We start from the raw sequence: 24,837 nt of genomic DNA on the forward strand, positions 1-24,837 counted from the left end.
CTCCAAGCCATTCTCAGATTCTTTGTTTCATTGCCGGATGTCTTCTAGCTCATCATTCATGTTGCTGTCGTTTGCGTAGTTCGTTGCTGATGAAGTTTGTGTGTATGAGCCATAAATTTTTTAGAAAGAATGTCCATTTCCAGGTGTTGCTTCACTTCCTCAAATGAGCTTGGTACCGTGGGGCGGATATTTTCGAAATACATCAAGTGAAATCCTTCAGGGGTTGGAATAGGTTCACTGATTTGCTTTGGACGCATTTTTCTCAATAGCTCTCTTGTTGATGGCTCTAAAAAATTCTCATTAATCCAGCCAATATATCCCCCGCTTCTAGCGTTTCCATTAATTGAATACTTAGAAGCGACTTCACCAAAGCAGCGTGTTCTTCCGAACTCGGCAGTGACCATTTTTGCATCTTCCAGAGTTTTAACCGTTATGCCTGATAACTCATATTCATTTCCTTTCAGGGTCTGGAGGTATTCCTGATAAGCATTTTTCAGCAAAACATCCTCAGCTTTATGTTCTGCAAAAAATTGATCTATGTAAGTACTGACCAGAAGATCACCCGTACTACGCTCAATTTTGGCTGCTAATTCCTCTGTAAGAGGTAAATTTCCTTCCCTGATATCCCAAAGAATATCTTCGCGTTGCTCATAAACCTGAATGACATTTTTACGTAATTCTTGATCTACCGTTGTTTCCTTTTTCAGTTCATCTAATGTTTCATTGATTAAATTTTGCGTAGAAAGAGTGAGTTTTTCTATAGGGGAAGAAGATTTTTTCGTTCCCATTAAGTCCATTTGTATCTTGTTCATAAGTGCTCCTTGTTGTAATCAGTGTAAATAATTATGTTGACAACAATGCTATTTTAATGAAGACAACCTATTGACTCAGCCCCCTGATCGGGGGATCGTTTGGCTGTTTTTCAATGTAAAATTCAGTATTTTGTTCTCAGGATATCGGGTTAAGGTTCTATTTGAAGATTCTTGAAGAAATTATCGGTGTAGTTTCTCATGCAGGAGCCTTTTCCTCTGCTTTTGCGTCTGTTGTAGGAGCTGGCACTGCCTCTAACTTTTCCTCTGTTGTAGGAGATGACACTGTCTTTGCCTCTGCATTTCCTTCTGCAGGAGCTACCTCTTCAGTTTGATTTTCTTCTGTAGAAGCTAGTTCTACCCTTGAATTTCCTTCTACAGGAGTAGCCGTTAGACCTTGAGTTAAATTTTCTTCTGTAGAAGTTACCCCTGAAGTTTCAATTGCTGCAGGAGGAGTTGTCTGATGAGCTGTCTCTACAGGAGTATGCTCCCCCAAGGTTCCTGCTGCACGAAGATAAGTATTTATACGAGGGTCGATAGGTTTCGCTTTTCCAGAATTATGTGGACTTCCTACGTTAGGAGAATGCTGCTGGGTTCCTAGGGCATTAAGATAATTCTCTTTACGGTCGTGAATAGATCCAATACCAGATGCTCCAGTAGGAGATCGGTTAGTGGAGGGGGCTGGTGCTGCTTGGAATGGGGCTAATTGTTCCGATGAGAGTTTCTTCGATGAGAGTGTCTTCTGCGCCGCAGCTGCTCTCAAACTATCTGCCAGAGTTGGGCTTGCTGGTTTGCTTCTAGTCGAAGATGGGGGAGGTTGAGGTGCATCTTCGCGACCCTCGATAGTCAGGCCTTGATCAGATATAGAAGATAACGAATGTGCTTCTAAATAGTCTGATTCGCTCAAACGAGAGGAAGGCTCAGGTTGAGATGGCGGAAGTGAGATAGTTGGGCCAGGGACAGCTTGTATTGGGGCAGTTGGTAACGGATGTGCTTCTGACCGTTCTGCTACGGGTGCCGCATCATGTACCGCGGGAGTTTCAGTACTGTGTCCTTCTTCCAGTCTGGAGGACTCATTTGACTCAGCTGCTGGCTTTCCTCTCGCAAACATTCCATAAAAAGCCAGATAGAGACCAGCAAGAACGGCAGCACCTACCATGGCAGTACCCCACGTCGCCCCATCTTTTCCTGGAACTTCTTTCATAAGATCTTGATCTGCCAGGTACACAAAGTTATATACGACGACCATGAGTGCTGAGCGACCAGCGGCATTGGTAGTGGCGGCTTTTATGGCTCTGTCGACAAACCCGGAGTCAAACTTCTGGGTTGAGTACTGTATTTCTAGCGGTTTGTCTTTTTTATTGGGATTGTTAAACACATGAAGCATCGACTCGAGCGTTATATCGTCTAGAGCTTCTGCAACAATATTCAGCGGTACGCGTACCGCTATATTAGCTAAAGCCTTCTTCATTAAGTCGGGCGCAAGTGTGGTTGCTATAGAAGTAGGAAGTGCTGTCGCTACAGTATCCAGAGTCGCAGTAACGGCTGGTGGTGCGGGGAGCATCGATTCCACGCCAAGATCCATAAATGCGCCACCAACGGTGGTTTGGTTGGCGAAATAGGCAACTGCTGAAAGAATACCAGGTAAAAGGGTTAATTTATCAGGGGCATGTTTATTCTCAATTCCCCAGAAAAATTGAATCAAATCCCGAACAGCCGGATAGAGGAACGCGCCAGCGATAAGAGCAGGTTCGGCATCCTTCATCTTATCGGGGTTCAATTGGATGGCTAAGGTGCTAGCAGCTACGAATCCAATAAGAGCTACCCGTGATGCTGTTGTCGCTGTTGTGTGTTCTCCTTTTACCATATCACGAATTTGCCCCAATCCGAGGAACACCGCTGGGGTAATCTGGGCTGCCGTCGCCCATCCATGACTCCCGCTAGGATGATTTTTTTGATACGTAACAAGAGCGTCGCGGCGTACTAATTCCCTTACTGCGGTTGCTAATCCAACGGAAACGGCATTGCGCCCCAAAATTTTCCCCCAACTTTTGGCATAGCCACCCGCCTTACTACGGGTACTTGGTGCTCCAACTTCTGTTGATTCTGGCTGGCCAGCTCTCGGGGTTTGAATTTGGTGATACTCAGCTGCTGGTATGTGGTTTTGAGGTGATATTGAAAGTTGCATCACAGGAACCCTTTCGTTAAAGAATAATCATATAGCCATGAATTGCAATACATGCATTTCACGGCTTCCATGCAGTCGCCAGATGATGCTTCTCTCAATCGAGTGATGTCATCCAACACAGAGTTCATTCCTATGTTGACATTACCGTCAACGCTGCGTTTTAGTAAAAATAAAACTGCTTACTGCTTACTAATAACTGATTGTTGTGGTCGTTGTTACGACAAAGCCGCGTGGCGCAATTCTTCATGCCATTGTTATTGTGTTTTTATTTTCCGCATGTCTCTTTCTGCTTGTTCAAAAATGGTTTGAAAAGCGTCTCCTTCCGCAGGAAATATTGCGCTGCCGATGCTGATGCCGATAATGAGTCCTTTTCCAGAAATAAGATAAGGAGCTTCCAGGCACAGACGAATTTTATTGCTCAGCATGTTCAGAGCATTTTTGTCATGAGCATGAGAAACAATGACAACGAACTTATCACCTTCGTATCGGCAGACTGAATCGAAGACTCCGATGCAATGGGTCAGCCGATTGACCACTTTGCACAGTAATTTGTCACCCACTGCATGTCCTAATACGGCATTGACTTCTTTAAATCTGTCCAGGTTAATCAGTAAAAATCCTGCCTGTTTGTTTGAACGTGTTCCGTAAGCAATTTTTTTCTCAAAGCATTCTTGTAGTAGCTTGCGGTTGGGTAGCCCCGTTAGTTCATCACGATAGTCATCCGTTTTTTCTTTTGTCTCTCGCAGCCAAACTGTATTGGACTGATGCCGGATTTGGGTGTTTGGTGTGACGCGTTTTTCTGGAAGGTATCGCACAGAAGGCAGATCATGTGCCCAGTTTGTTAAGTTGTGAAGATGCGAACCCGTGCCGTTGCGGGAATGTGAATAGGGCGGCACATGATCAGAAAAAGCACTTCCTGAGTGGCAAAAATTCTCTGCTTGTTTGGAGTGCAATACAGATATGACATCAGTCTGCAAACCAGAAATCATTCTATTTTCCATATTGCTCATCTCCCGTCGAGTTAACTTGGTTTACCATGTGTAACCCGGTGCAAAGAGATAGTTCCCAAATGGGATAAATAATTTTTGATGAAGGTGTTTTGTTCAGTGGTTCATGCTGTATCTGTTGAATGTGGAGCAAGATTGCATACTCCGAATGAGGTAAAAGCGGAACCATGATTTTTATCGTTACTTTCAATATCAGATATTGAAACGGGAATCGATTTTATTGAGTAAATCCTCCCAATAGGAAAAGCTCGTTACGGCGATAAGCTCGATCAGTGAGAATTCTTTCGTCAACGCCAAATGCTCTCCCAGACCGTCTCTAGCTGAGCGATTCAAGGCGATGAATTAAAAAATGAAGGTTGTCGTCGAATACGACGACGGCTGACAGGGTGGATGTGACGTTGACAAGTGAGAAATAAAAAATGCCGTTCAGTTTTTACCGAACGGCATTAGGCTCTAGCGAATTTTATACTGTATCCAGAATCAGAACTGATTCATTGTGTTGTCTTTACCAGCAGCTTTCAACCCTGCTTCACCGCTGAAATAATCTTTGTGATCATCACCGATGTCGGAACCGGACATGTTCTGATGTTTGACGCAAGCGATAGGCCTGATTGTACTGCGCTGGCTGCTACAACGCGACATTGTCTCCCTGGAGAAGTCAGTGCGTAAGGAGCGCAGGTAGAGAACATTTCCATTTTCAACTTTGAGTTTGATGATACCGACATGGCTGTTATCACAGCGCAGGATACCAAGACGAGCCGTTTTTTCTCGCACCGCGATCCGGCTACCGTTAAATGGATGGCTGAACGCAAGCCAGACATCTGAACGAAGTTTATTAACTTCAACAGCCATTGGCTGAAATTGGTACTGCTTGTGTCCTTAGCTTTCGTCGTCTACCACGCCGCAGCTTGTAATCACTGCAACAGGAGGCAACGTCTTGGTGTCCAGCACACATCAATTGATTGAGCAAATAAATGCTTAAAAAACCAATGATCAAGCCTAAAGATCACTAATCATTGACAATGAATTAAATATTTTTAAAAAGTCAATTGTTTTTTTTAAAATAAATTTTATTTATTTGCTATGTAAATCACAAAAAATATCTTAAATACAATACTATTGTTAAGCTTTTCACATTAATAACATGGTGCTAAAGCAAAGAACTGGTCGACTACGCATCGTTGTACAAGATAGTCATTTATTTATTGGAGATTCGGCATATGGCAGCTCAATACCAAACCCCTGGTGTATATATTGCAGAAGTAAATGGATTTTCGACTGCTGTTGTTGAGGTACCCACTGCAGTTCCCGTATTCATCGGTTATACCGAAACTGCGTTTGCTGGAAATAAGAGTTTGGTAGGTGTGCCAACGGCAATCACCTCAATGGCGGATTTTCTGACTTATTTCGCGCTGCCCGGCAGCTCCGGTGCTCCAGCACCGGACTATACAAAGTTTATCTATACCAGTAATTCGACTGCTTATCCGCCCTATGTAACGGCAGCATCGACCCCCATGTTTTATCTGTACTACAGCCTGTTGATGTTTTTCAATAATGGCGGCAGCAATTGTTATATTGTCTCTCTGGGAAGTTATAGCGATTACAATGCTGGCGTCAAATCAGTGACCGATACCAGCGCGTTGATTACCAGTGCATTCAGCACGCTTCAGCAATATGCGGAACCCACGATATTAGTGATTCCAGATGCAATGATGCTCAATCAAGCGGAATGGACTTCGGTATCGCAAGCTGCGTTGGTGCAGTGTAATACCATGCAAACTCAGGTCACGATACTGGATGTTCGCAACGGCTGGGTTTCTATCGGCGATACGATTAACTCCCCTATTTCCAGCTCCACTTTTTATTCTGTTAATGGTTTGGGTGAAGCCTATAACAAATATGGCATCGCCTATTATCCTTGGGTGAATACGGATATTGTTTCTGATGGTGATATTGATTTCACCTGGATTTCAGATCAAATTGATGCTTATCCTTTTAATGGAACCCCGCCAACTCCAGCGTCTCCCATCAGTCCGCTGACTTTGCTGAAGCAGGACTTGGTCACAGAGGCACAGGCGATTTATCCGGTCAATGCTGCCGGCTATTATTCTGCTAATTATTATCAATACGTGAGTATCGTTCTCTCGCTGGCAATTCCTTACACGGATACACCGACTACCGTATCAACCACCACCAGCACTGCTGCGACCGCAGCCGATGCAACCACTGGTGCAGCAGCAACGCCTTCGTCATCAACGACGGTGACCACCACTACGGCAGCATTTTTTGAGTCGGTCAATACCGTCACCACCACTGCCGATCTGGTTCCCGGCGATGGTACAGGCACCGTCGTCTCAGACCTGGTGACAACCAATCGCTATTTTGCAAGTGCTATTACCACTGATACTTCTGGCTCTAATATTCTTGGTGGCAGCACCAGTATCTGTACGGTTACCACGACAACGAATTCCAGCACGGTGTCGGATACCAACACAACAACCACCTCTGCTCCTGTCACCAAATATTCCACGATTATCTTTGATGATGTGAGTGGCAGCTCAACGACCAGTACCACAGCACCAGCGTTTATCGGGCAGTCTCTGGCAGTGGGAGCAACGATTAATGGCGGTACCATTACCAGCAATACCAGCACAACGGTCAATGGCGTCACTACCAACATTATCGTAGCTTCTAATCCTGCGGTAGCCGCTGATAATACTGCCTCGCCACCGGTGCAGGCACAACCTGCCAGCACGACGACCTATACAGTCACTAATTTCACGTATGGTACTGCAGCTCTGAATGCCAGCGGCACCACGGCTGCGGTGGCTGCCGTTCAAAGTAATAATCAGACTATTTACGCACTGTCGTCCACATTTCAGACTGTTATTGCTGACTTGGGTGTATCCATTAATTTACTGCCGCCCAGCGGAGGGATGGCGGGTGTCTATGCCCGTACCGACAACACATTCGGAGTCTATCAATCACCCGCCAATACCACCATCATCAATGCCGTTACGCCTGCGGTCAATATTACCGATGCACAGCAAGCTGGCTTGAATGTTCCTCTCAATGGTTTGGCGGTGAACGCGATCCGCACCTTCCCGAATTATGGTTTGCTGGTCTGGGGTGCGCGCACTATGGCAGGCAATAGCGACGACTGGCGTTACATCAACGTGCGACGCACCATGATCATGCTTGAGCAATCGATCAAAAACGCCATGCAAGCCTATGTGTTCGCTTCCAATGACAGCCTGACATGGGTGAATGTGAATACCACCATTACCAACTTTCTGACACAGCAATGGGCCAGCGGTGCTTTGGTCGGAGCCAAGGCAAGTGATGCCTTTACCGTTGCGGTAGGTTTAGGTACAACCATGACTTCACAGGATATTCTGGCCGGTATTATGAATGTGAAAATCGGTGTGGCAGTAGTACGACCAGCAGAATTTATTGTGCTGACCTTTCAGCAGCAAATGCAAAAATCCTGATCACGAAGATGAATTTCTGATGCAAGCTGTTTTTTCAATGTCGAATTGGAGATAAACGAATATGACTACAGGCGCCAGTGGAAATGGTTCTACCCAAGATAATACCTTTTGGCCGTTACCCAAGTTTCAGTTTTCCGTCAGTATGGGCGGGATGTTGGGTGCATCCTTCCAGGAAGTTACCGGACTCGACGCGGAAGCTCAGATCATTGAATACCGTGCTGGCGATTTCGCTCAGTACAGCACGGCCAAAATGCCGGGTTTGAAAAAATATGGCAACGTGACGATGAAAAAAGGAATTTTTGTCAATGACAACAAATTCTGGACCTGGTTTTCAGCAATACAGATGAACACCATACAGCGTCAGACTGGCACGATCAGTTTGCTTGATCAAACCGGTGCGGCAACAATGGTCTGGACTCTCAATAATGCCTGGCCTACCAAAATCACAGGTACCGATCTCAAGGCGGATGGTAATGAAGTTGCCGTGGAGTCGATAGAAATTGCTTATGAGTATTTGCAGATCACCAATCCTAGCTGATTTTGCATGATGTGGATAAGGACTCCTGATAAGCTGGCGGTGTCGTGATATGAGTTCCACGGCACCAAGCTATCCTCCGGTTGTTTTTTGCTTTACGGTCAGTATTGCAGGAGCCAGCACAGGTAATGACACCAGTTTTCAGGAAGTATCCGGACTCACTTCGGAATTCACCACCTTCGAACTCAAAGAAGGAGGTGAAAACCGCTTTTCCTATCAACTGCCTGAGCGTGCAAAATACGGTAATTTGATACTGAAGCGAGGCATCATGTTATTGAATTCGCCGCTCGCAGTCTGGTTCGAAAGTACGTTTACTGCGGGTCTGAATGAGGCAATCACGCCACAGCAAATTACGGTTTCTCTGTTAGATGGTGCACAACAACCCTTACTCACCTGGAATTTCGTTGATGCATGGCCAGTCAAATGGAGCGTGGTCGATCTGAATGCAGAAAAAAATGAATTAGCCATTGAGACCATGGAATTAGCGTACTCGTATTTCACCAGAGTGGTTGGTTCTGGCAACAGTACCTGACCGGAAAAATGAACCGACACAAACTAAACAGGGAGGTAGCATGACCATAGAAATTCGTGAGCTGGTGATACGTGCGACAGTAACACCCAGTCAAGTCAAGCCTGCACTCTCGCCACAAATCATCGAAGAAATCAAGCAACAAATCATTCGGGAATGCAACGACAGGATTCTGGAAAATCTACAGTCTTCCCTACAGCGTTAATGAAGTGCCACACCAACTGACATATTGCTGACGCATGACATCTAGCCCGGTAAAACTGGTGGTAAACGCCTTTTCAGATTCTGCCTTCACGCAACAGGTGGGTACTTTCACCTTGCAGATTAATCCTGAATCCTACCGCCATCAACACACCACGCAATATACTAAAAACGATTCGACGGATACCGCTGGCGTCACGACCAAATTCTATGTGCAATCGCCGCAAGTGATCAGCTTTGATTTTTATCTCGATGCCACTGGCATTGTGCCCGGCGTCAGCAACGTCGCGAGTGCAGTCGCTGACTTTAAAAAAGTGGCGTATAACTACAACGGAACCATACATAGTCCGAACTATCTGCAAATAGTATGGGGAACTTCAAATGCGTTCAATTGCAGGCTGACCAGTCTGAACCTGGAATATAACCTCTTCAAGCCGGATGGCACACCTCTGCGCGCTAAATTATCGGTTGAATTTGAACAGTATCTGTCGCCGAATGAAATTACACAAGCCAGCGGAAAACAGTCTCCCGACATGACGCATGCCAGAACCGTTGAAGCTGGCGACACCTTACCGGTCATGTGCTACCAGATTTATGGCGACAGTAAATACTATACTTGGATCGCCCGCTTCAACAAACTCAACCATTTCCGCTCTCTCAAGCCGGGAACCACGATTTACTTCCCTCCTCTGGAAACACAAATATGACAGCCCTTTCCCCTCTTTCGGGCAAAACTGATCTGGTTTCATTTTCGATCATGATCAATGGTGCCCCCATGCCAGACACCTATCAGGTATGGCAGGTGCGGGTTCAAAAACAGGTTAACCGGATCAGCAATGCCAAAATTACGCTATATGACGGCAACCCTTCGAGCGAAGCTTTTGCGATCAGTTCTTCCAGTTCCTTTTTACCCGGAGTCACGATAGAAATTCTGGCAGGCTATGAAAGTGTAGAAAATACGATTTTCAAGGGGATTGTGACCAGACAAGGAGTGAAGGTCAAAAGCGATGGCAAATCTTATCTGACCGTTACCTGCTATGACAAAGCTCTGGCTATGACACTGGGCCGTAAAAGCGCGTATGTCGGAAAATCCGACAGCGATGCCTTCAGTACCATCATCAGTGCTGCCGGGCTTACTCCGAATGTGACAGCCACCACCACGGTACAAGATGAAATCGTGCGCTACTATGCCACCGACTGGGATTTTCTGGTGGCGCGCGCCGAGATCAATGGACAGATCGTGTTGGTTGATAATGCGGTAGTGACTGTACAACCTCCTCAAGTCGATGCAGAGCCAGTCTTGCTGATTGAGTATGGCGATGCCTTACTGGAAATCAATGCAGAAATGGATGCAAGTGTGCAATTGCCGACGGTACAAAGCAGTGCGTGGGACATGGCAAATCAAGCAGTGGTCAGTGGCACTTCTAGCGAACCTGCCGTGAATTCTCAAGGGAATATCAGCGGACAGCAGTTATCGCAGGTACTCAATATCGGCGCATTCAATTTACAGCTTTCTACCACCCTTCCCAGCAGCGAACTACAGAGTTGGGCGAATGCCCAATTACTCAAATCGCGCCTTGCAAAAATTCGCGGCACAGTGTCTTTTCGCGGCAACGCTTCGCCCAAACCGGGTCAGACAATTCAATTGGAAGGCTGCGGAACGCGCTTTAATGGCAATGCTTTCATGTCCAGCGTGGTACATACGATTGAGAGTGGAAACTGGATCACGGAAGTCGGCATGGGACTGTCGCCCAACTGGTTTGTCAATGAAATGGCCGACATCGAGGCACCGCCTGCGTCGGGCGTGATTCCCGGTGTCGGAGGCTTGATCGTCGGCACAGTCAAACAAATTGATCAAGACCCAGAAGGACAAAACCGCGTGCTGGTAGTCGCACCGCTGATTAATCCGGCTGGCGACGGCATCTGGGCGCGACTTGCGAGTAACTATGCGACTAACAAAGCGGGTATTTTTTTCATGCCAGAAATCGGCGACGAAGTCGTGCTCGGTTTTTTAAATGAAGATCCCAGTTTTCCGATTATTCTTGGCAGTTTGTATAGCAGCAAAAACGTGCCACCGTTTACACCGGACGCAGCCAATACCAATAAAGCCGTTGTCACCAAGGGCCAGCTTAAAATCACCATGGATGATGAGAAAAAAATCACTGTGATTAGTACGCCCGGTGGTCAGATCATTACCTTGAGTGACGATGCAAAATCGATCACCATTGAAGATTCCAACAAAAATACGATAACACTCTCCGACAGCGGCATTACGCTCAATAGCCCTAAGGATATTAATTTGTCCGCTAACGGCAATGTCAATATCAGTGCAAAGGGAGCAATGACGCTCAAGGCCAGCACTAACATGACCAGTTCTGCCGCCAACATCAGCACCAGTGCATCTGCCTCGCTGTCTTTATCAGGCGATGCCAGTGCCAAACTGAACTCCAGCGGTGTGCTCACCATCAAGGGTGCGATGGTGCTGATCAATTAAACGCTGCTGATGAAATCAACTTCAGGTTAAAGAAAGACTACTTATGCCGATGGCTGCCACACTTACTTCCATGCATGTCTGCCCGATGGTTACCGGCATCGTGCCTCACGTCGGCGGACCGCTCATCGGTCCCGGTATCGAGACTGTACTGATCGGTATGTTGCCTGCTGCGGTGCTGGGGGATTCGCTGGTCTGCGTTGGGCCACCGGATACTGTCATCAAGGGTTCAGCCACCGTCATGATCGGTGGCAAACCTGCCGCGCGCATGGGCGATACCACGGCTCACGGGGGTAACATTATTATAGGCAACCCCACCGTGATGATAGGAGGCTGAAGATGCGGCAACCTGTTGCACTTGTTGTGTCTGATAAATCAGAAGTCAGCGACGATATCAGCAGTTATCACACAGACCGCGAAAGCGATCAAATGATCGCTGCGATTCGTAACAGAAAACGTTATCAGGCAACACCTGTTGCAGCTGTTGAGAGTAGCGATTTTCTCGGCAGTGGCTGGAGCTTTCCACCGACGTTTGATATCAGTAGCGGCAGTATCACCATGGCGCAAGGTGAAGAGGATATACGGCAAAGCCTGACCGTGCTGTTTTCCACGATGCTACGCGAACGCATTATGCTGCCGGATTTTGGCTGTAAGTTAAATACCTTCATCTTCTCGACCATTAACTCCACATTGTCGAGCCAAATTGAGGACGCTTTATCCTGGTCAATACTTTACTATGAGCCTCGTATTACTGATGTCAACATCGTTGTCACAGTCGCCAATCTGCCCGAAGGTATCTTAAATATCTCGCTCAGCTACCTGATACAACAAACTAATATCCGCAGCAATATGGTGTTTCCATTCTATCTGAACGGCGAAGGGACTAATGTCCGTAAAATCCTAGGGCCGGTATCATGAGCATCAAAAAAGATCGCGGTATTACACAAGTTGAACGTTTTCCAGCCGCGCTGGCACCGCGTAGTGCCGTGTTGGATGAACGTCCATTTACGGTATTGCTGGCGATGGCACCACACTACGCGAAAATGCTCAATTTTTATGATACGACGGGCAATTTGGCGGGTGACTGGCAGGCTTTTTTTGATAGTGACCACACGTTCGTGCTAGCTGAAATTTGTGCCTGGACTCCGCTGCAAGACCTTGATCTAGCGATGTTGGCTCAGTCGCCAGCGCAATTGTCGACTCACACCGTGTCAGAGCAGCAGCACATACTCAATCATTCCGATTGGCAACTGCTACAGGAAATTTTCAACATAGTGGTCATGATTGACCGATGGCAGCATCGCGTAAGCACACAAAAATTAGCTGCATTGAAACCGATTCCAGTTCCTTTTCTGGAGATGATGCAGAAAATTATTTCCCGCGATCTGAAAGCCGAACTGCATCTTATCACCCGTCATCCTGCCCACTGGAAAGCCTGGAACAACTTACTCGGGTCTACCAATCCTATTACCAGACTGGCACTGATGTGGGGACTAAGTGCCCCCACAGATCCGATTCAAGAGATAGGAGAAATATCCGGCATTGGTATCCGCAGCCATGGCCGCAATGCTGACAGAGTTGTTCCAGACTTATCGCGCATCAAGCTGATTCTGCTGGAAGCCTGCCGGGACTTAAAAGCACTCGCCAAGGAATATTTATTGCTGGAACTGAAGCAGCATGATCATCTGCCGCAGGGCGCCATGTATATGGCATTCCTGAAGTTGTTCCGGCTGGTGCAACTGGATATGAACACATTCAGCGAACGCCATCTGGAATACTATTACAAGACCGTTTTACGCTTGCAGCCAATGGACGGGGAACCTGATGTTGCCGTGGTGGTCGTACAGCTAGCCTCCACCAGCTCACAGTACCAACTGGAGCAAGGAGTGCAAATGACGGCAGGCAGCGATCCTCTGGGTAATAAAATCCTGTTTTCCAACATCAAGCCAGTGTCAATCAGCCAGACTAACATTCAATCCCTGTGCGCACTATACATGGGGGAAACAGATGACACCAGCACTGGGCAGCCGATCGACTATATCTATGCTGCACCCGTCGCGGATTCCAGAAATGGGCTGGGTGCGCCACTGGAGGAACCAGATCGGGGCTGGTCCACATTTGGCCCCGCCAATGCGAGCACCCCCGCAGATAATACCGCCCTGAATGCCGAACTGGGGCTGCTCATTGCATCGTCGGTGCTGTTGCTGCAAGAGGGTACACGCAAGGTAACATTGTCACTGTCATTTACCGATACAGACTTGGCGCAGACTCAGACAAACACTTACATTGCTGCTTATGCCGCCGCTTATCCGCGCCTGTCTGCGGCCTTGCCAGACTCTGCGGCATCCATATTGAGCAATGCGTTTTTGCTGTCTGTGAGCACGAAGGCGGGCTGGGTGCCGGTTCCTGATTTTTGTCTGGACACGTTCTCCGATGACAGCACGCCATTTTGCTGGCATCTGACGTTTACTCTGGCTAATGATGCACCAGCACTGATCCCGAATGCATCCCTGTATCCGGCCATTGCCAGTGATCGACCCATGTTGAAATTACTGCTCAATCCCAGGGCACTGGTTTATCCCTACAGCTATTTTCAGTCACTCACTCTCTCCAACGTAGTAGTCAATGTTAGCGTCAGCGGTTTGCAAACCATGACCATAGAAACGTTGGCCGGACCAATTGCAACTGGCAAACCATTCGGACCATTCGGTGCCGTTCCGGTCACTGGTGCAAGTTTTGAAGTGGTGGCAGAGGAACTGCTTTTAAAGAAAACAGAGAATGTCACGCTGACACTGGAATGGTTATCCCTACCCGCGACCGGGTTTAAAAAATATTATGCCGATTACGCGCCCTACCCGTTTGACAATCAAATTTTCACGGTGAATCTGTATGTCGCTGCCAATGGAAGCTGGATACCGCAATCCAACAATGTACCGCGCACAAGCAGCACAATAACGAGAACCGACAGCCAGTCCGGCTATACATTGTTTGCAGAAAACGGGGCTGGGCTGGCATCAGAAACGGCGTTTATTTTCGATACCTTCGTTTCACGTTCAACGTCAACCCAAGCCTCCGGCAACATGCAAGACAGTGCTGCATCTCTCGCCTCAAATAGTGCCACGCAAGCCTTGCATGGTACGCTATCGGTAGAATTGGTTACGCCGCCATATGCCTTTGGAAATTCCCTTTATTCCACTTTGTTTGCCGAGTGGGCTGTCAAAAGTGTGGTATTCATTGAAGCCTTGCTGACAAAACCGGCCACTCCCTCCACTGTTACGTCAACGTCAACTTCAACTTCAGCACAACAGACAGCAAACATCGCCGCACAGGAAGAAGGAAGCGCGCCTAACCCGCCATTTTCGCCAACCATCAACAGTATTTCCCTCGACTATTCTGCCAGCGAAACCATTCCTCTGATCGCCCTCAACGAGGCTAGCGACACGCTTGTTGTACCAGCTGCATGCCAGTTTTATCAACTCTATCCCTTTGGCTACGCGCTGCCTCAACAAATACCGCCAACACTGTTTCCATTGATGCCAGCCCGTGGTCAATTATTGATCGGTCTCGCCAACCTGAACCCGCCACAATCGCTGAATCTGTATTTTGAATTTCGCGAAAAAAATGCTACTCAGTTCAGCTTGCTATCGGCCAACGCTGCCGCAGCACAGGCCAGCCAAACCAACCCGGCTGCGGGCGACAACACTAATACTTCCAGTGTCACAGCACCCATCGAATGGCGTTATCTGTCGAATAACCAATGGAAAGAATTTCCCAGCAACTCTCTGATTTCCAACACCAATAATTTTACGAATTCAGGCATGGTGGAAATTCAGATACCCGCCGATATGAATGCAGGTAACAGCATGATGGAGACGATTTCCAGTCAAGATGAAACCGATATATTCTGGCTTACCGCCTATACCTCGGGCGACGCCGATCCGGCACAATACAACACCACCGTCGCCATCTGGCCGCAAGCCGTTGAAGTCAGCCGGGTCAATCCGACCACCACAGAAATATTACCCTTACCGGCCAACACCATTATTGCTCTGTCGCAGCCCGTGGCTGAAGTAAAAAGCTTATATCAGCCCTATCCATCCAAAGGCGGTCGTGCCAGGGAAAATCTGTTCCGGTTTCAAGCCAGAGTGGCCGAACGCTTAAAACACAAGCAAAGAGCTATTCAGCCTAGCGATTTCGAATTATTAGTATTAGAAGCATTTCCCGCTGTCTGGCAAGTCAAGTGCATCACCGTTAACAACAGTAAGATGTATGCCAATGGCACAAAATCTCTGGTTCTTCCAGGTGACATCGTACTGGCACTATCACCACCGATCCAGGCAGTGCCGCAACTCAGTCGACCCATTCCTGTGGAAACACTGGAGTTGGTCGCCAGACATGTACAAGCATTAGCCTCTCCGTTTATACGCAAAATCACGGTACGCAACCTCAGTTACGATACCCTGACTGTGTGTGTCAACGTGATTTTCAAAAATGATAAAAAAACCAGCGTGTACCAAAGCGAACTCAACCAGTTCATTTGTGATTATTTGTCGCCATGGAAAAAAGAATTGCAGGCACATTTGAATATCGGTGCTGGCTCGGTACTGGTGGCTGATCTGGCGCGCTTAATACGCGAGCAAGTGTATGTACAACAAATCGGTCCGCTGGTCATCACTCAAGCCTGGCACACTGAAGACGGATATGGCATCAATACGATCGATGAATCTGGTACCGTGCTCTCGACCAGCCCCTGGTCAGTGCTCGTGCCGGTCGCCCAACACCGCATTCTGGCACTGACTGATGCTCAACTGGAGCCTGATGTTGGTGTAGGCAGTCTGGTTATTGGCGGCGATTTCATTCTCGCCGCTAATACTGGCAACCATACTCAACCGGAGCAGGCACATGCGCATGGAGTACAGCAAAAAACGTATACCTTGCTGATACCAAAACACGGAAAAACACACCATGATTAAAAGCAGAGATCAGTTGAAGCAGCTTTTTTCGAATGGAAGCATGCCCAATGGCGAGAGTTTTGCCAATCTGATAGACAGTATGGGGCAGGAAGTCGAACTTTCTACTATCGGAATGCAATTGACCCAATTGCAGGCAGCCCAGACCAGCAGCCAGCAAGCTTTACAGGACTTGAAAAACCAGGTTCAACAATTAAGCCCCCCTCCAGCTCCCGCCCCTAGCACAGTCGCGCTCGATAGTCCAGAGTGGGTCGCTGCGGGTGGACGCTTTGGCCGCTTTGATGCCAGCAAACCTATTCCATCGGGAAGCTCTCTGGCAACGTTGAGCGTGGCTGCTGATGGAGATTGGCATCCGCTGCTCAACATTGACAGTAGTTGTGTAGCCTTTGAAGTCGTCGCCAGTGTGATGGGTAATGGCAAAAGCCAGGCCATTACTCATGGCATTGTGGTCAGTACCGCCTTTGGTCATGGTTTGTGCTCCATCCGCCAAACCCGTGCCTACAACGGCTGGTCATTCTGGAACAGAATCAGTTTTCGCTGGAAAGCACAGCAATTACAAGTCAAAACCCATTCAAAATATCGACTCACGAATGGTAGCTGCCCCTTCATACAATATGCAATTACCCGCTTATGGTAACCAACAGCAAACAGCGATTACAAAAAATCGAGCAATCCTATCAAGAAGTACGAACAAATTCAGATGCCTCTGAGCAAACCAGCTCCGATAGCGTCGAGTTCTCGCTGCTGTTGCAACTGGGTTTGGATTTTTGTCAGAAGTGGGGCGTTCAATTCTGGACCGATTTCAATGAACATGATCCCGGCGTCACGATACTGGAGCAGTTATGCTATGCGATAACGGATTTGAATTATCGGGCGAATTTTTCAGTCGCTGATATTCTGGCCGAACAACCACAAGAATCACTCCCGGGACGTACCAGTTTTTTTACCGGCAATCTTGTCCTGACTGGCACGAGCTTAACGATTGATGACTATCGCAAATATCTTTACGACGCCATCACAGCCGACGGTCGATCCAACTTCAAAAACGTCTGGCTGCTTCCGGCTGCCCACGGCGGTATTGAAGGCTTGTACGATATTTTCATTGAAACCTTCGATCCCACACCCGGGCAGAATACCGAGCTGTGCCAGCGTATTAAAACCCTGTATCAGGAAAGTCGTAATTTAACCGAAGACGTGGAGTCGGTGACAGTCATGCAGCAATTTCCGATACTGGTAGCAGCGGTAGTTGACATTGATATTCACGCTGAACCAGATCAGGTGCTGGCGCAAATTTTATTTGAGATTCAAAATTTTCTGGTACCGTTTGTTAATATTCTGTCGCCGGATAAATTACTCCAGGACGGGATTCCTCCTGAGCAAATCTACGAAGGCCCATTACTGAGGCGCGGCGTGATTGCCAGCGACCAGTTCACCGCGCTGCCAACATCGGTGACGGTCACCGCGATTAACAATATTATCCTCGCAGTCAATGGTGTGGTTTCCGTCAGTAATCTGACTGTCAACGGCCTGTCCAGCGGCACCATCACCATCCCACCGGCCACATCCGGGCAAGCTCAGATACCGAGCGTCCCACGTCTTGCACCATCACTATTTCATTATCAGGGCAGTTATCCAATTCAAATTGCACGCCATGGCAAAACCTTACTGGTCGACACAACACAGGTATCAGCACTGATTGCAGCGCAATTATCCCAGTTCGAACTAAACCAAACCCACGCCGTGCACACTGCCAGCGATAGTGATTACACGCAATTACCTCAGGGAACCAGTCGGGATATCGCCGCTTATTTTTCTATTCAACGTCAGTTCCCCAAAACTTACGGGATCGGGGAAGATGGCCCACAGTTATTGCATAGCGTTGGTACTGAGAGTGCGCAATCTAACACCACAAGGCTGGCAAAAGCTAAACAATTGAAGGCATACTTACTTTTTTTCGAGCAATTATTAAGCAATAGCCTGGCGCAGTTAGCCAATGCTGCCCGTCTCTTCTCGCTTGATGAAACACTTGACCGCAGCTATTTTTGGCAATCTCTGGTCGATGCAGAGATTGGCCCTCCAGATATCGTTCAGCAACAATTGCTGGTGTCAGCACCTGAGGCAACAGCCCAGAGCTATCGTTACAGTACGCAAGTCAGCACACCTGGCAAGGAATTACTGTTGCGCAGCCCCTGGTTTAATACAGAAGCCGAAGTGAACGCCAACCGCACCACCATGCTCATGCTTGGCTGCCAACCCTCAGCTTATCAAATACAGGAACTGCCAAATCGTGAACTCCTGATTTGCCTGACCGACCACAAGCACACCAAACTCGGCTTCGGCACACAACGTTACGGAACATCCGCCGAAGCTGAACTTGCCATTGCAAGATTAGTCGAGTTAATGTGCGAAATGACGCATCATCCTGTACTTCAAAGCGTCTGCATAATGACTATTCAAAAGCAGATAACCCTACCAGCTTTGACATCCGCTTTAACGTCAGCCGGGTACCAGGACGATGCTGCCACTATCGCCTTTTACCTGAAAAACCTCAATGCACTGGTACAACGTTACGATCCTTTTTTACACCGGCGCAACCGTTTTCTGAACAATCTGCTGGCACGTTTTGATCAATCGTTTGATGATGCCTTATTGGAGGCCGCAGACCCACGCCCTGGCTACATGAAAGACCGTTTTCGCCATGATCTGATTCAATGGAAAAATGCTTATCTCAAACGTTACGCACCTGCCACAATCTCCGCAACGACCAGCTCGCTGGCTCTGGGCGGCGCGCGTGGCAAGGGTCTCAATTCCGCATACGCAAATAGCCAGGTTGCTGGTAGCAGCTCCGGTTTGGAGCAGCGTCTGAAATACCTGCTGGGTCTGGGCGGTGTCCCAGGTAGCGACGAGAACCAGGTAGGAAATCACTGCGATTACCATTACTCTGAAGAGACAAATCAGGCAAATGCCAACAGCGGAAAGCATCACCACATGCCTGTCTTCACCGGCTCCGGCTTACCCCGCTTCCTGTTCCAATCACCACACCCGACCATACTACGCTCTCTGTTGGTTCATGGAAAAGATGTGTGCAATTACAGCATCGCGCCACACGGTGAGCAACACCATGTCATGTTTCGTTGGCCAGACGAACTACAAGCGCAAGTTGTACATATCGCTGAAAGCGAGGCCGCAGCACAGACTGCCATTCAAATAATGGCGTGCTACTTTCTGGAGTATGCAGCCAGCAACAAAAATTACTATCTGGATGAAAGCGTGGTAGTGGTCGATCATATTTTGTTACGTCCAACAGGTGGCCGTGCTAGCGCACAGCTCAAGCCCACTCCCACGGCGACAGATGCGTTTTATTCATTCCGTATCAGCCTGATGTTTCCTGATTGGCCGATACGTTTTCAGGACGCCGCGTTCCGTGAACTGGCGCACAGCACCACCGTGGAAAATTGTCCTGCGCATGTACAGGCAAACAGTTACTGGCTCAATGCGGTAAAAATGAGTGAATTCCGTGCGCTGTACGCTGACTGGCTGGCATTGCAATCAATTCAAACGCAACTCCAGATGAATATGGCATCCCAGTCATTGTTGAATGCAGCCAGTGCCAGGCTGGTCAATTTCATCCTTCAACTCGATGCCACAGCCATCGACAGCGTTGATACGAACAACGGCTAAATGGTATGTCTGCTGCCATCTATCGCCTCACATTCGATCTGAAGTTGACATCGACTGATGCTGCCCATGCCGTGCAGCGGCGCATCAGCAAATTTGCATCACACCACTTGCGCGCTGTACTGGTGGAAGGAATGGAGCGATTCGATCGCGCTGACCGGGTATTTCAGTTCGATCAAGTCGTGCTTGATCTGGGACAAGTGGAAGAAGCAGAACTGGAATCACAATTGCGTCTGCGCCTGAAGTCGGCTCTGTCAGATTTTTTTCGTAGCAAACTGCCGACAACGATATCTCTCCAGGAAATAGCATCAGCCGATGCAGACAACGCCCTGTCAGTCCGACAAAATCAGCAGCAAAGTCAGTTAGAAGCATTTCTCCTGGGACATACAAAAAACGATGATGCCCCCGTCTATCCTGATGGGCTCATCCAGCACGCCCTCAACAACTGGCCGACTGTATTGGTGCGGCAAATTCAGGTACTGGGACAAAAGCAGGCGGTACGAAAACGCTTGGCGCAACTCAAGCACAGCCAGGTCGTCGCTATAGTACGATTGCTGGCCGGAAATGAAGCTGCGCTGGTGATCGACTATGCCCGCGACGTACAAACAGCACATGCAAAGACACCGATCGTGGCGCTGTCTCACAGAGAATTCGCCAGCGAATTATGGGAATTTATTTTCACTTTCCTGTTGCTGGATCGCGGTTCGTATTTCAACGCTAAATCACTCACCGAATCGACCTTGCGGCAAATAGCACAACGCCATCAAGTCAGCTACAAACACTTGCTGACGGGACTCATCAGCTGTGTGCAGACGCTCAACTTACCAGCGTCTAATCACTATGCCTTGCCGCAGGTATTACTGGAATTACACAGCGAACTGGAGCCCGCCGATTTCTCGATTGAACATCGATCACCTGCCACATTGCACGAATTGGTGGCCCGGCACGCTGACATCAACAGATTCGGTGCCGGAATCATCCGTGGGTATAACGATACCTCCCTGACACACTATTACATGGACTGTATTGCCCGCTTTCTTGAACATGGAAACCTGCCATGGGTACTGCAACAACCAGCCCGGATGCCCATCACTGAAATACTGGCACTGGCAATACAGGCTGATCCCGATGGACTGGCATCACTATTGCGTCTGTACGGGAAAAAAAAGCCAGCGCGGATACGCTTATGCAACCAGTTATCCGATCCGCAGATAGAAAGTCTGATTGAGTTGCTAGTGCCGCAACAAGCGAGCTGGATACGGCGCACATTGCATAAAATTCGCCAGATACATCAAAAAAAACGCCTGGTACAAGAAAGCTCTGTACGCTTCGCCAAAATTTTGTGGGAATTCGTGTTTCACTGCCTGCTGGTTGATCATGGCTCTTATTTCAATACCCGCAGCTTTGTTAAAAGCCTGTTACGACAAATGGCCACACGCTACCGCCTCAGTTATCAAACACTCTTGCTGGAAGTCTTCGCACATGCCCTGACAGACAGGCGGTTATTACTACAACAAGACAGTTTGCCGGGCATTCTGTTTTCCCTGAAGCAGGAACTCATCACTGAATCAGAAGCCGTCAGCGATGCCAGCATACGCGACTCCCTGCCGGGTGCTGGCCAACAGATAAGAAATGCTATGTTGGAATTTCTGTCTTCCGAACAGTTACTGGAGCGCGGTTCGCATTTTAATAGTCGCTCGTATATTGATAGTTTATTGCATCAATTAGCGGCGCGACACGGCGTTTCCCGGCAAGATTTACTCGCCTATTTGCGAACGCATTTACTCCTGCAAGGGAGTAGTCATCAACACGGCACGACATCAACCAATACGCTCTCGGATATCCTGGCAAGGATTGATGATGAAGCCCGCTCTGACCATGCATCGCTGACAGGTGGCAGAATATCGGCCGAATCGGCATCAGATATCGCGGTTGCTATCGCGCTGCATTTTCTTCAAACCGGCAACATACCAAAAAGGACAGATGCCTGGCCGGAATCCGGTTCGGAAGGTCAATTACGGATGGACATGGTATTAACACAACCGGAACGTTTGCTTGCAGCTTTAAAAACCGCTGACAGTGATGTCATGATTGCCCGGATTTTGCAGTATTTCTCAAGCAAACAGCTCTCACAGCTGCTGCGGATACTCGCACCAGCCTATGCCGGTTTCATCGAAACCTATCTCTTGACCGGCATCGTACTGGAAGCCGATCCACAACTGACTCCCAGTCAACGAGCACAGGTAAGTAAGCTGCAATGGCATGCGGTACTTCAGTTTCTATCAAACCAACGCACGAATGTGTTTTCCCTGAATCAGTTTTTGGCTGACATCACCAAAACAATGATAAAAAAACTCGGCTTGCAAGACTACCATCGCTCAGTAACGCTCATAGCGCGCCAGCGCGCCAGCCATGAAGCACGCTTCCAGCCGTTGGTCGATTTATTGGACAATGTCCAAGTACAAAGCACATCGCAACCCAACGCAGATGCAGCAACAGTGGTATTGGAAGATAGCATCCATGCCTCACCATCTACCAATACAAAAAAACCACCATCACCAGTCGATGCACGCTACAACACAGCACCGACCTGGCCACACAAGATTACAGAAGGAGCACTCATGAATGATCACGCAATGGGAATATATATTCAAAATGGTGGTCAGGTGATTCTCTGGCCATATCTGGAACGCTATTTCCAAATGCTGGGCTTGCTCAATGGAAAACAATTTGCCAGCTTTGCCAATCAGTGCAGAGCCGTCCATTTATTGCAATATCTATGCACCGGCTCTATTGATGCACCAGAACATGATGTGCCCCTGAATAAAATTCTCTGCGGTATTGAGCTTGATACGGCACTGGAGGTAGCGGGTCCGGCGAGCACACAAGAGCAAGAGATATCACAGCAATTACTCTATACCGTGACCCAGCATTGGGAAAAACTAAAAAACACCTCGATTACCGGTTTGCGTGAAACGTTTTTGATACGCAATGCCAATCTGGTGAAAAAACCGGAAAACTGGTCCCTCATCGTCGAACATAAAAGCTTCGACGTACTGATGGGAAGTTTGCCTTTCAGCATCGCCATGCTACGTCTTCCCTGGATGGACGGCATGCTGATGGTAGACTGGAAATGATGCCGCATGCGGTCAATGCCGCCACACTTGAGCGTGAACTTGCCTGGTGCGCAGAACTGATAGACGCTGCAATCAAACTGTATTTCGGGCAAGAGTGCACCTATGCCGATGTCTGCGATATTGCTGCACCATCACTGGAAGGCGACAGCTCAGCTTATGCCTCCCTCATACAGCATCATCAAATGAATGCGAATGAGAGGCTGGTACTCATTCTGGCTCTGGCACCACATTTACGACCGCAATTGCTGGATCCTTTTCTGATGAAAAACATCTTGTACGATCGTGGCTTTACTGAGTTTGGTGGCATCGTTGGCACGGCTCACGCCGGATTTTTTCCTACAGTAGAAAGTGCCGCCTTCATCCTGGCAGGAGCCAACCTGGAACGACGACTGGTACTTGCCTCCCTATTTGACCCTGAGCATTTTTTTCGTCGGCAGCGCATGCTTGACATTGAACCCCACCGTGAAAGCAGTAACGGCGCGGACAGCATATTTTCTACTCCATTGACGATACACCGTGAGCAGTTGACGCGCATCACGACAGGAGAAGCATCCCACCCGGGCTTTTCCAATCACTTTCCCGCACAGCGTCTGCAAACATCTTTGGCATGGGAAGACCTGATACTACCCCGTACCACGATGCACGATGTCGAGGAAATCCGGGCCTGGATCGTGCACGGTGAAACACTGATGCATGAGTGGAAATTAAAAAAATATATCAAACCCGGTTTCCGTAGTTTGTTCTACGGCCCACCCGGTACTGGAAAGACGCTGACGGCCAGCCTACTAGGCAACGTCTGTCAACTCCCCGTATATAGGATTGATTTGTCCCTGATCGTATCCAAATATATTGGTGAAACAGAAAAGAATCTCGGCAGCGTGTTTGATCAGGCAGCAAACAAAAACTGGATACTCTTTTTCGATGAGGCCGATGCTTTGTTTGGAAAGCGCACCCAAACCTCCAGCTCTAATGACCGCTACGCCAATCAGGAAGTCGCCTATCTGTTGCAACGAATAGAAGATTTTCCGGGTGTCGTGTTATTAGCGACTAACTTGAAAAGTAATATCGATGATGCCTTCGCACGTCGCTTCCAATCCATGATTTATTTCCCCATGCCCAGCGCGGAAGAACGTCTGCGGTTATGGCGTAACGCTTTCACAGAACAAGTCAGGCTGGATGTCAATATCGACCTGGAACAAATTGCGGACCAATTTGAAATCAGCGGTGGTGCGATTCTCAACGTACTGCGCTATGCCTGCTTGATGGCATTACGCCGTGGATCTGACTCAATTAGCCAAGCAGAGCTGCTGCAAGGTATTCATCGCGAGATGCACAAAGAAGGTCGGATTGCATAAGCAATATTATATTCACAAAATATGTCATGGCTTGGGCAAAACCATACCGGGAGCGTTATGGCTTCTTATCGTAAACCCTATACAGGCTCGTATTGCCCTCATCACCCCAGAGTAGTCAAGGTACAACATGTTGCCTGTTGTGGAAACGGACATCATCTGCAAGTGATAAGTAATATTGCCCAAAGCACAGCAAACTTGTTTGGCCTTGCAGGCACAAGGTTGCGTCAGTCGATTTATACAAATGCGTTGCAAATATACTGATATTAGTAATGATAATTAATTGTTAATTTACTTATTATGTTACATTAAAGATATTTAAATGCATTTAAAGCAATAATATCAATGTCCCATGTTTTCGGTCATTGAACAGATTCAGCAATCCTGAGATGGGTTGCTGTAATGAAGCAACTGGCTGACTCGTTTTATGCTTAATGGTTTGCCAGCTA

General features: G+C 48.0%; 17 protein-coding genes. 13 read left to right on the plus strand and 4 right to left on the minus strand.

Features of this window, described 5'->3' with window-relative positions; all coding sequences use genetic code 11:
• Positions 1–56 precede the first annotated feature (56 nt).
• From ACO0LB_RS17095 to ACO0LB_RS17110, 4 genes are all read right to left on the minus strand, one after another.
• Positions 57–812 carry a peptidylprolyl isomerase gene (locus tag ACO0LB_RS17095; RefSeq protein ID WP_423051259.1) on the minus strand — a complete coding sequence of 252 codons (756 nt, stop codon included), beginning with the start codon at positions 810–812 and terminating at the stop codon, positions 57–59.
• A 196-nt stretch (positions 813–1,008) separates the two neighbouring features.
• Positions 1,009–3,000 (minus strand): hypothetical protein, encoded by a 1,992-nt coding sequence (locus ACO0LB_RS17100; protein WP_423051261.1) that lies wholly within the window; start codon positions 2,998–3,000, stop codon positions 1,009–1,011.
• Positions 3,001–3,251: 251 nt separating this feature from the next.
• The gene (locus tag ACO0LB_RS17105; RefSeq protein WP_423051263.1) at positions 3,252–3,998 is read right to left on the minus strand and encodes a GGDEF domain-containing protein; all 747 of its coding nucleotides are present in this window, start codon (positions 3,996–3,998) and stop codon (positions 3,252–3,254) included.
• A 486-nt stretch (positions 3,999–4,484) separates the two neighbouring features.
• Positions 4,485–4,856: a hypothetical protein gene (locus tag ACO0LB_RS17110; RefSeq protein WP_423051331.1), complete on the minus strand. Its 372-nt coding sequence runs from the start codon at positions 4,854–4,856 to the stop codon at positions 4,485–4,487.
• A 368-nt stretch (positions 4,857–5,224) separates the two neighbouring features.
• Between ACO0LB_RS17110 and ACO0LB_RS17115 the strand changes: the two genes are divergently transcribed.
• From ACO0LB_RS17115 to ACO0LB_RS17175, 13 genes are all read left to right on the plus strand, one after another.
• The gene (locus ACO0LB_RS17115; RefSeq protein WP_423051265.1) at positions 5,225–7,495 is read left to right on the plus strand and encodes a phage tail sheath family protein; all 2,271 of its coding nucleotides are present in this window, start codon (positions 5,225–5,227) and stop codon (positions 7,493–7,495) included.
• A 61-nt stretch (positions 7,496–7,556) separates the two neighbouring features.
• On the plus strand, positions 7,557–8,033 hold the full coding sequence (locus tag ACO0LB_RS17120; protein ID WP_423051267.1) for a phage tail protein: 477 nt from the start codon (positions 7,557–7,559) through the stop codon (positions 8,031–8,033).
• 49 nt (positions 8,034–8,082) lie between these two features.
• On the plus strand, positions 8,083–8,562 hold the full coding sequence (locus tag ACO0LB_RS17125; protein ID WP_423051269.1) for a phage tail protein: 480 nt from the start codon (positions 8,083–8,085) through the stop codon (positions 8,560–8,562).
• Positions 8,563–8,602: 40 nt separating this feature from the next.
• On the plus strand, positions 8,603–8,764 hold the full coding sequence (locus ACO0LB_RS17130) for a DUF5908 family protein (protein ID WP_423051271.1): 162 nt from the start codon (positions 8,603–8,605) through the stop codon (positions 8,762–8,764).
• Between the two features lie 34 nt (positions 8,765–8,798).
• A complete protein-coding gene (locus ACO0LB_RS17135) occupies positions 8,799–9,467 on the plus strand; it encodes a CIS tube protein (protein ID WP_423051273.1) in 669 nt (222 codons plus the stop codon).
• Positions 9,464–11,254: a type VI secretion system tip protein VgrG gene (vgrG, locus tag ACO0LB_RS17140; protein ID WP_423051275.1), complete on the plus strand. Its 1,791-nt coding sequence runs from the start codon at positions 9,464–9,466 to the stop codon at positions 11,252–11,254. The genes ACO0LB_RS17135 and vgrG overlap by 4 nt, the downstream gene beginning before the upstream one ends.
• Before the next feature lie 49 nt (positions 11,255–11,303).
• A complete protein-coding gene (locus ACO0LB_RS17145; RefSeq protein ID WP_423051277.1) occupies positions 11,304–11,588 on the plus strand; it encodes a PAAR domain-containing protein in 285 nt (94 codons plus the stop codon).
• A gap of 2 nt (positions 11,589–11,590) precedes the next feature.
• Positions 11,591–12,169 carry a GPW/gp25 family protein gene (locus ACO0LB_RS17150; protein WP_423051279.1) on the plus strand — a complete coding sequence of 193 codons (579 nt, stop codon included), beginning with the start codon at positions 11,591–11,593 and terminating at the stop codon, positions 12,167–12,169.
• The gene (locus ACO0LB_RS17155) at positions 12,166–16,224 is read left to right on the plus strand and encodes a hypothetical protein (RefSeq protein ID WP_423051281.1); all 4,059 of its coding nucleotides are present in this window, start codon (positions 12,166–12,168) and stop codon (positions 16,222–16,224) included. The genes ACO0LB_RS17150 and ACO0LB_RS17155 overlap by 4 nt, the downstream gene beginning before the upstream one ends.
• Complete coding sequence (locus tag ACO0LB_RS17160) at positions 16,217–16,858, plus strand: hypothetical protein (protein ID WP_423051283.1); 642 nt, start codon at positions 16,217–16,219, stop codon at positions 16,856–16,858. The genes ACO0LB_RS17155 and ACO0LB_RS17160 overlap by 8 nt, the downstream gene beginning before the upstream one ends.
• Positions 16,852–19,902, plus strand: coding sequence for a hypothetical protein (locus tag ACO0LB_RS17165; protein ID WP_423051285.1), 3,051 nt, complete (start codon positions 16,852–16,854; stop codon positions 19,900–19,902). Before ACO0LB_RS17160 ends, ACO0LB_RS17165 begins: the two co-directional genes overlap by 7 nt.
• 5 nt (positions 19,903–19,907) lie before the next feature.
• Positions 19,908–23,036 (plus strand): contractile injection system tape measure protein, encoded by a 3,129-nt coding sequence (locus ACO0LB_RS17170; RefSeq protein WP_423051287.1) that lies wholly within the window; start codon positions 19,908–19,910, stop codon positions 23,034–23,036.
• Entirely contained in the window at positions 23,033–24,391 is a 1,359-nt protein-coding gene (locus ACO0LB_RS17175) for an ATP-binding protein (RefSeq protein WP_423051289.1), read from the plus strand. The genes ACO0LB_RS17170 and ACO0LB_RS17175 overlap by 4 nt, the downstream gene beginning before the upstream one ends.
• The last annotated feature ends 446 nt before the right edge of the window (positions 24,392–24,837 follow it).

It is taken from the genome of Undibacterium sp. SXout7W, assembly GCF_049339385.1.
In the GTDB taxonomy this organism is placed as follows: domain Bacteria; phylum Pseudomonadota; class Gammaproteobacteria; order Burkholderiales; family Burkholderiaceae_D; genus Undibacterium.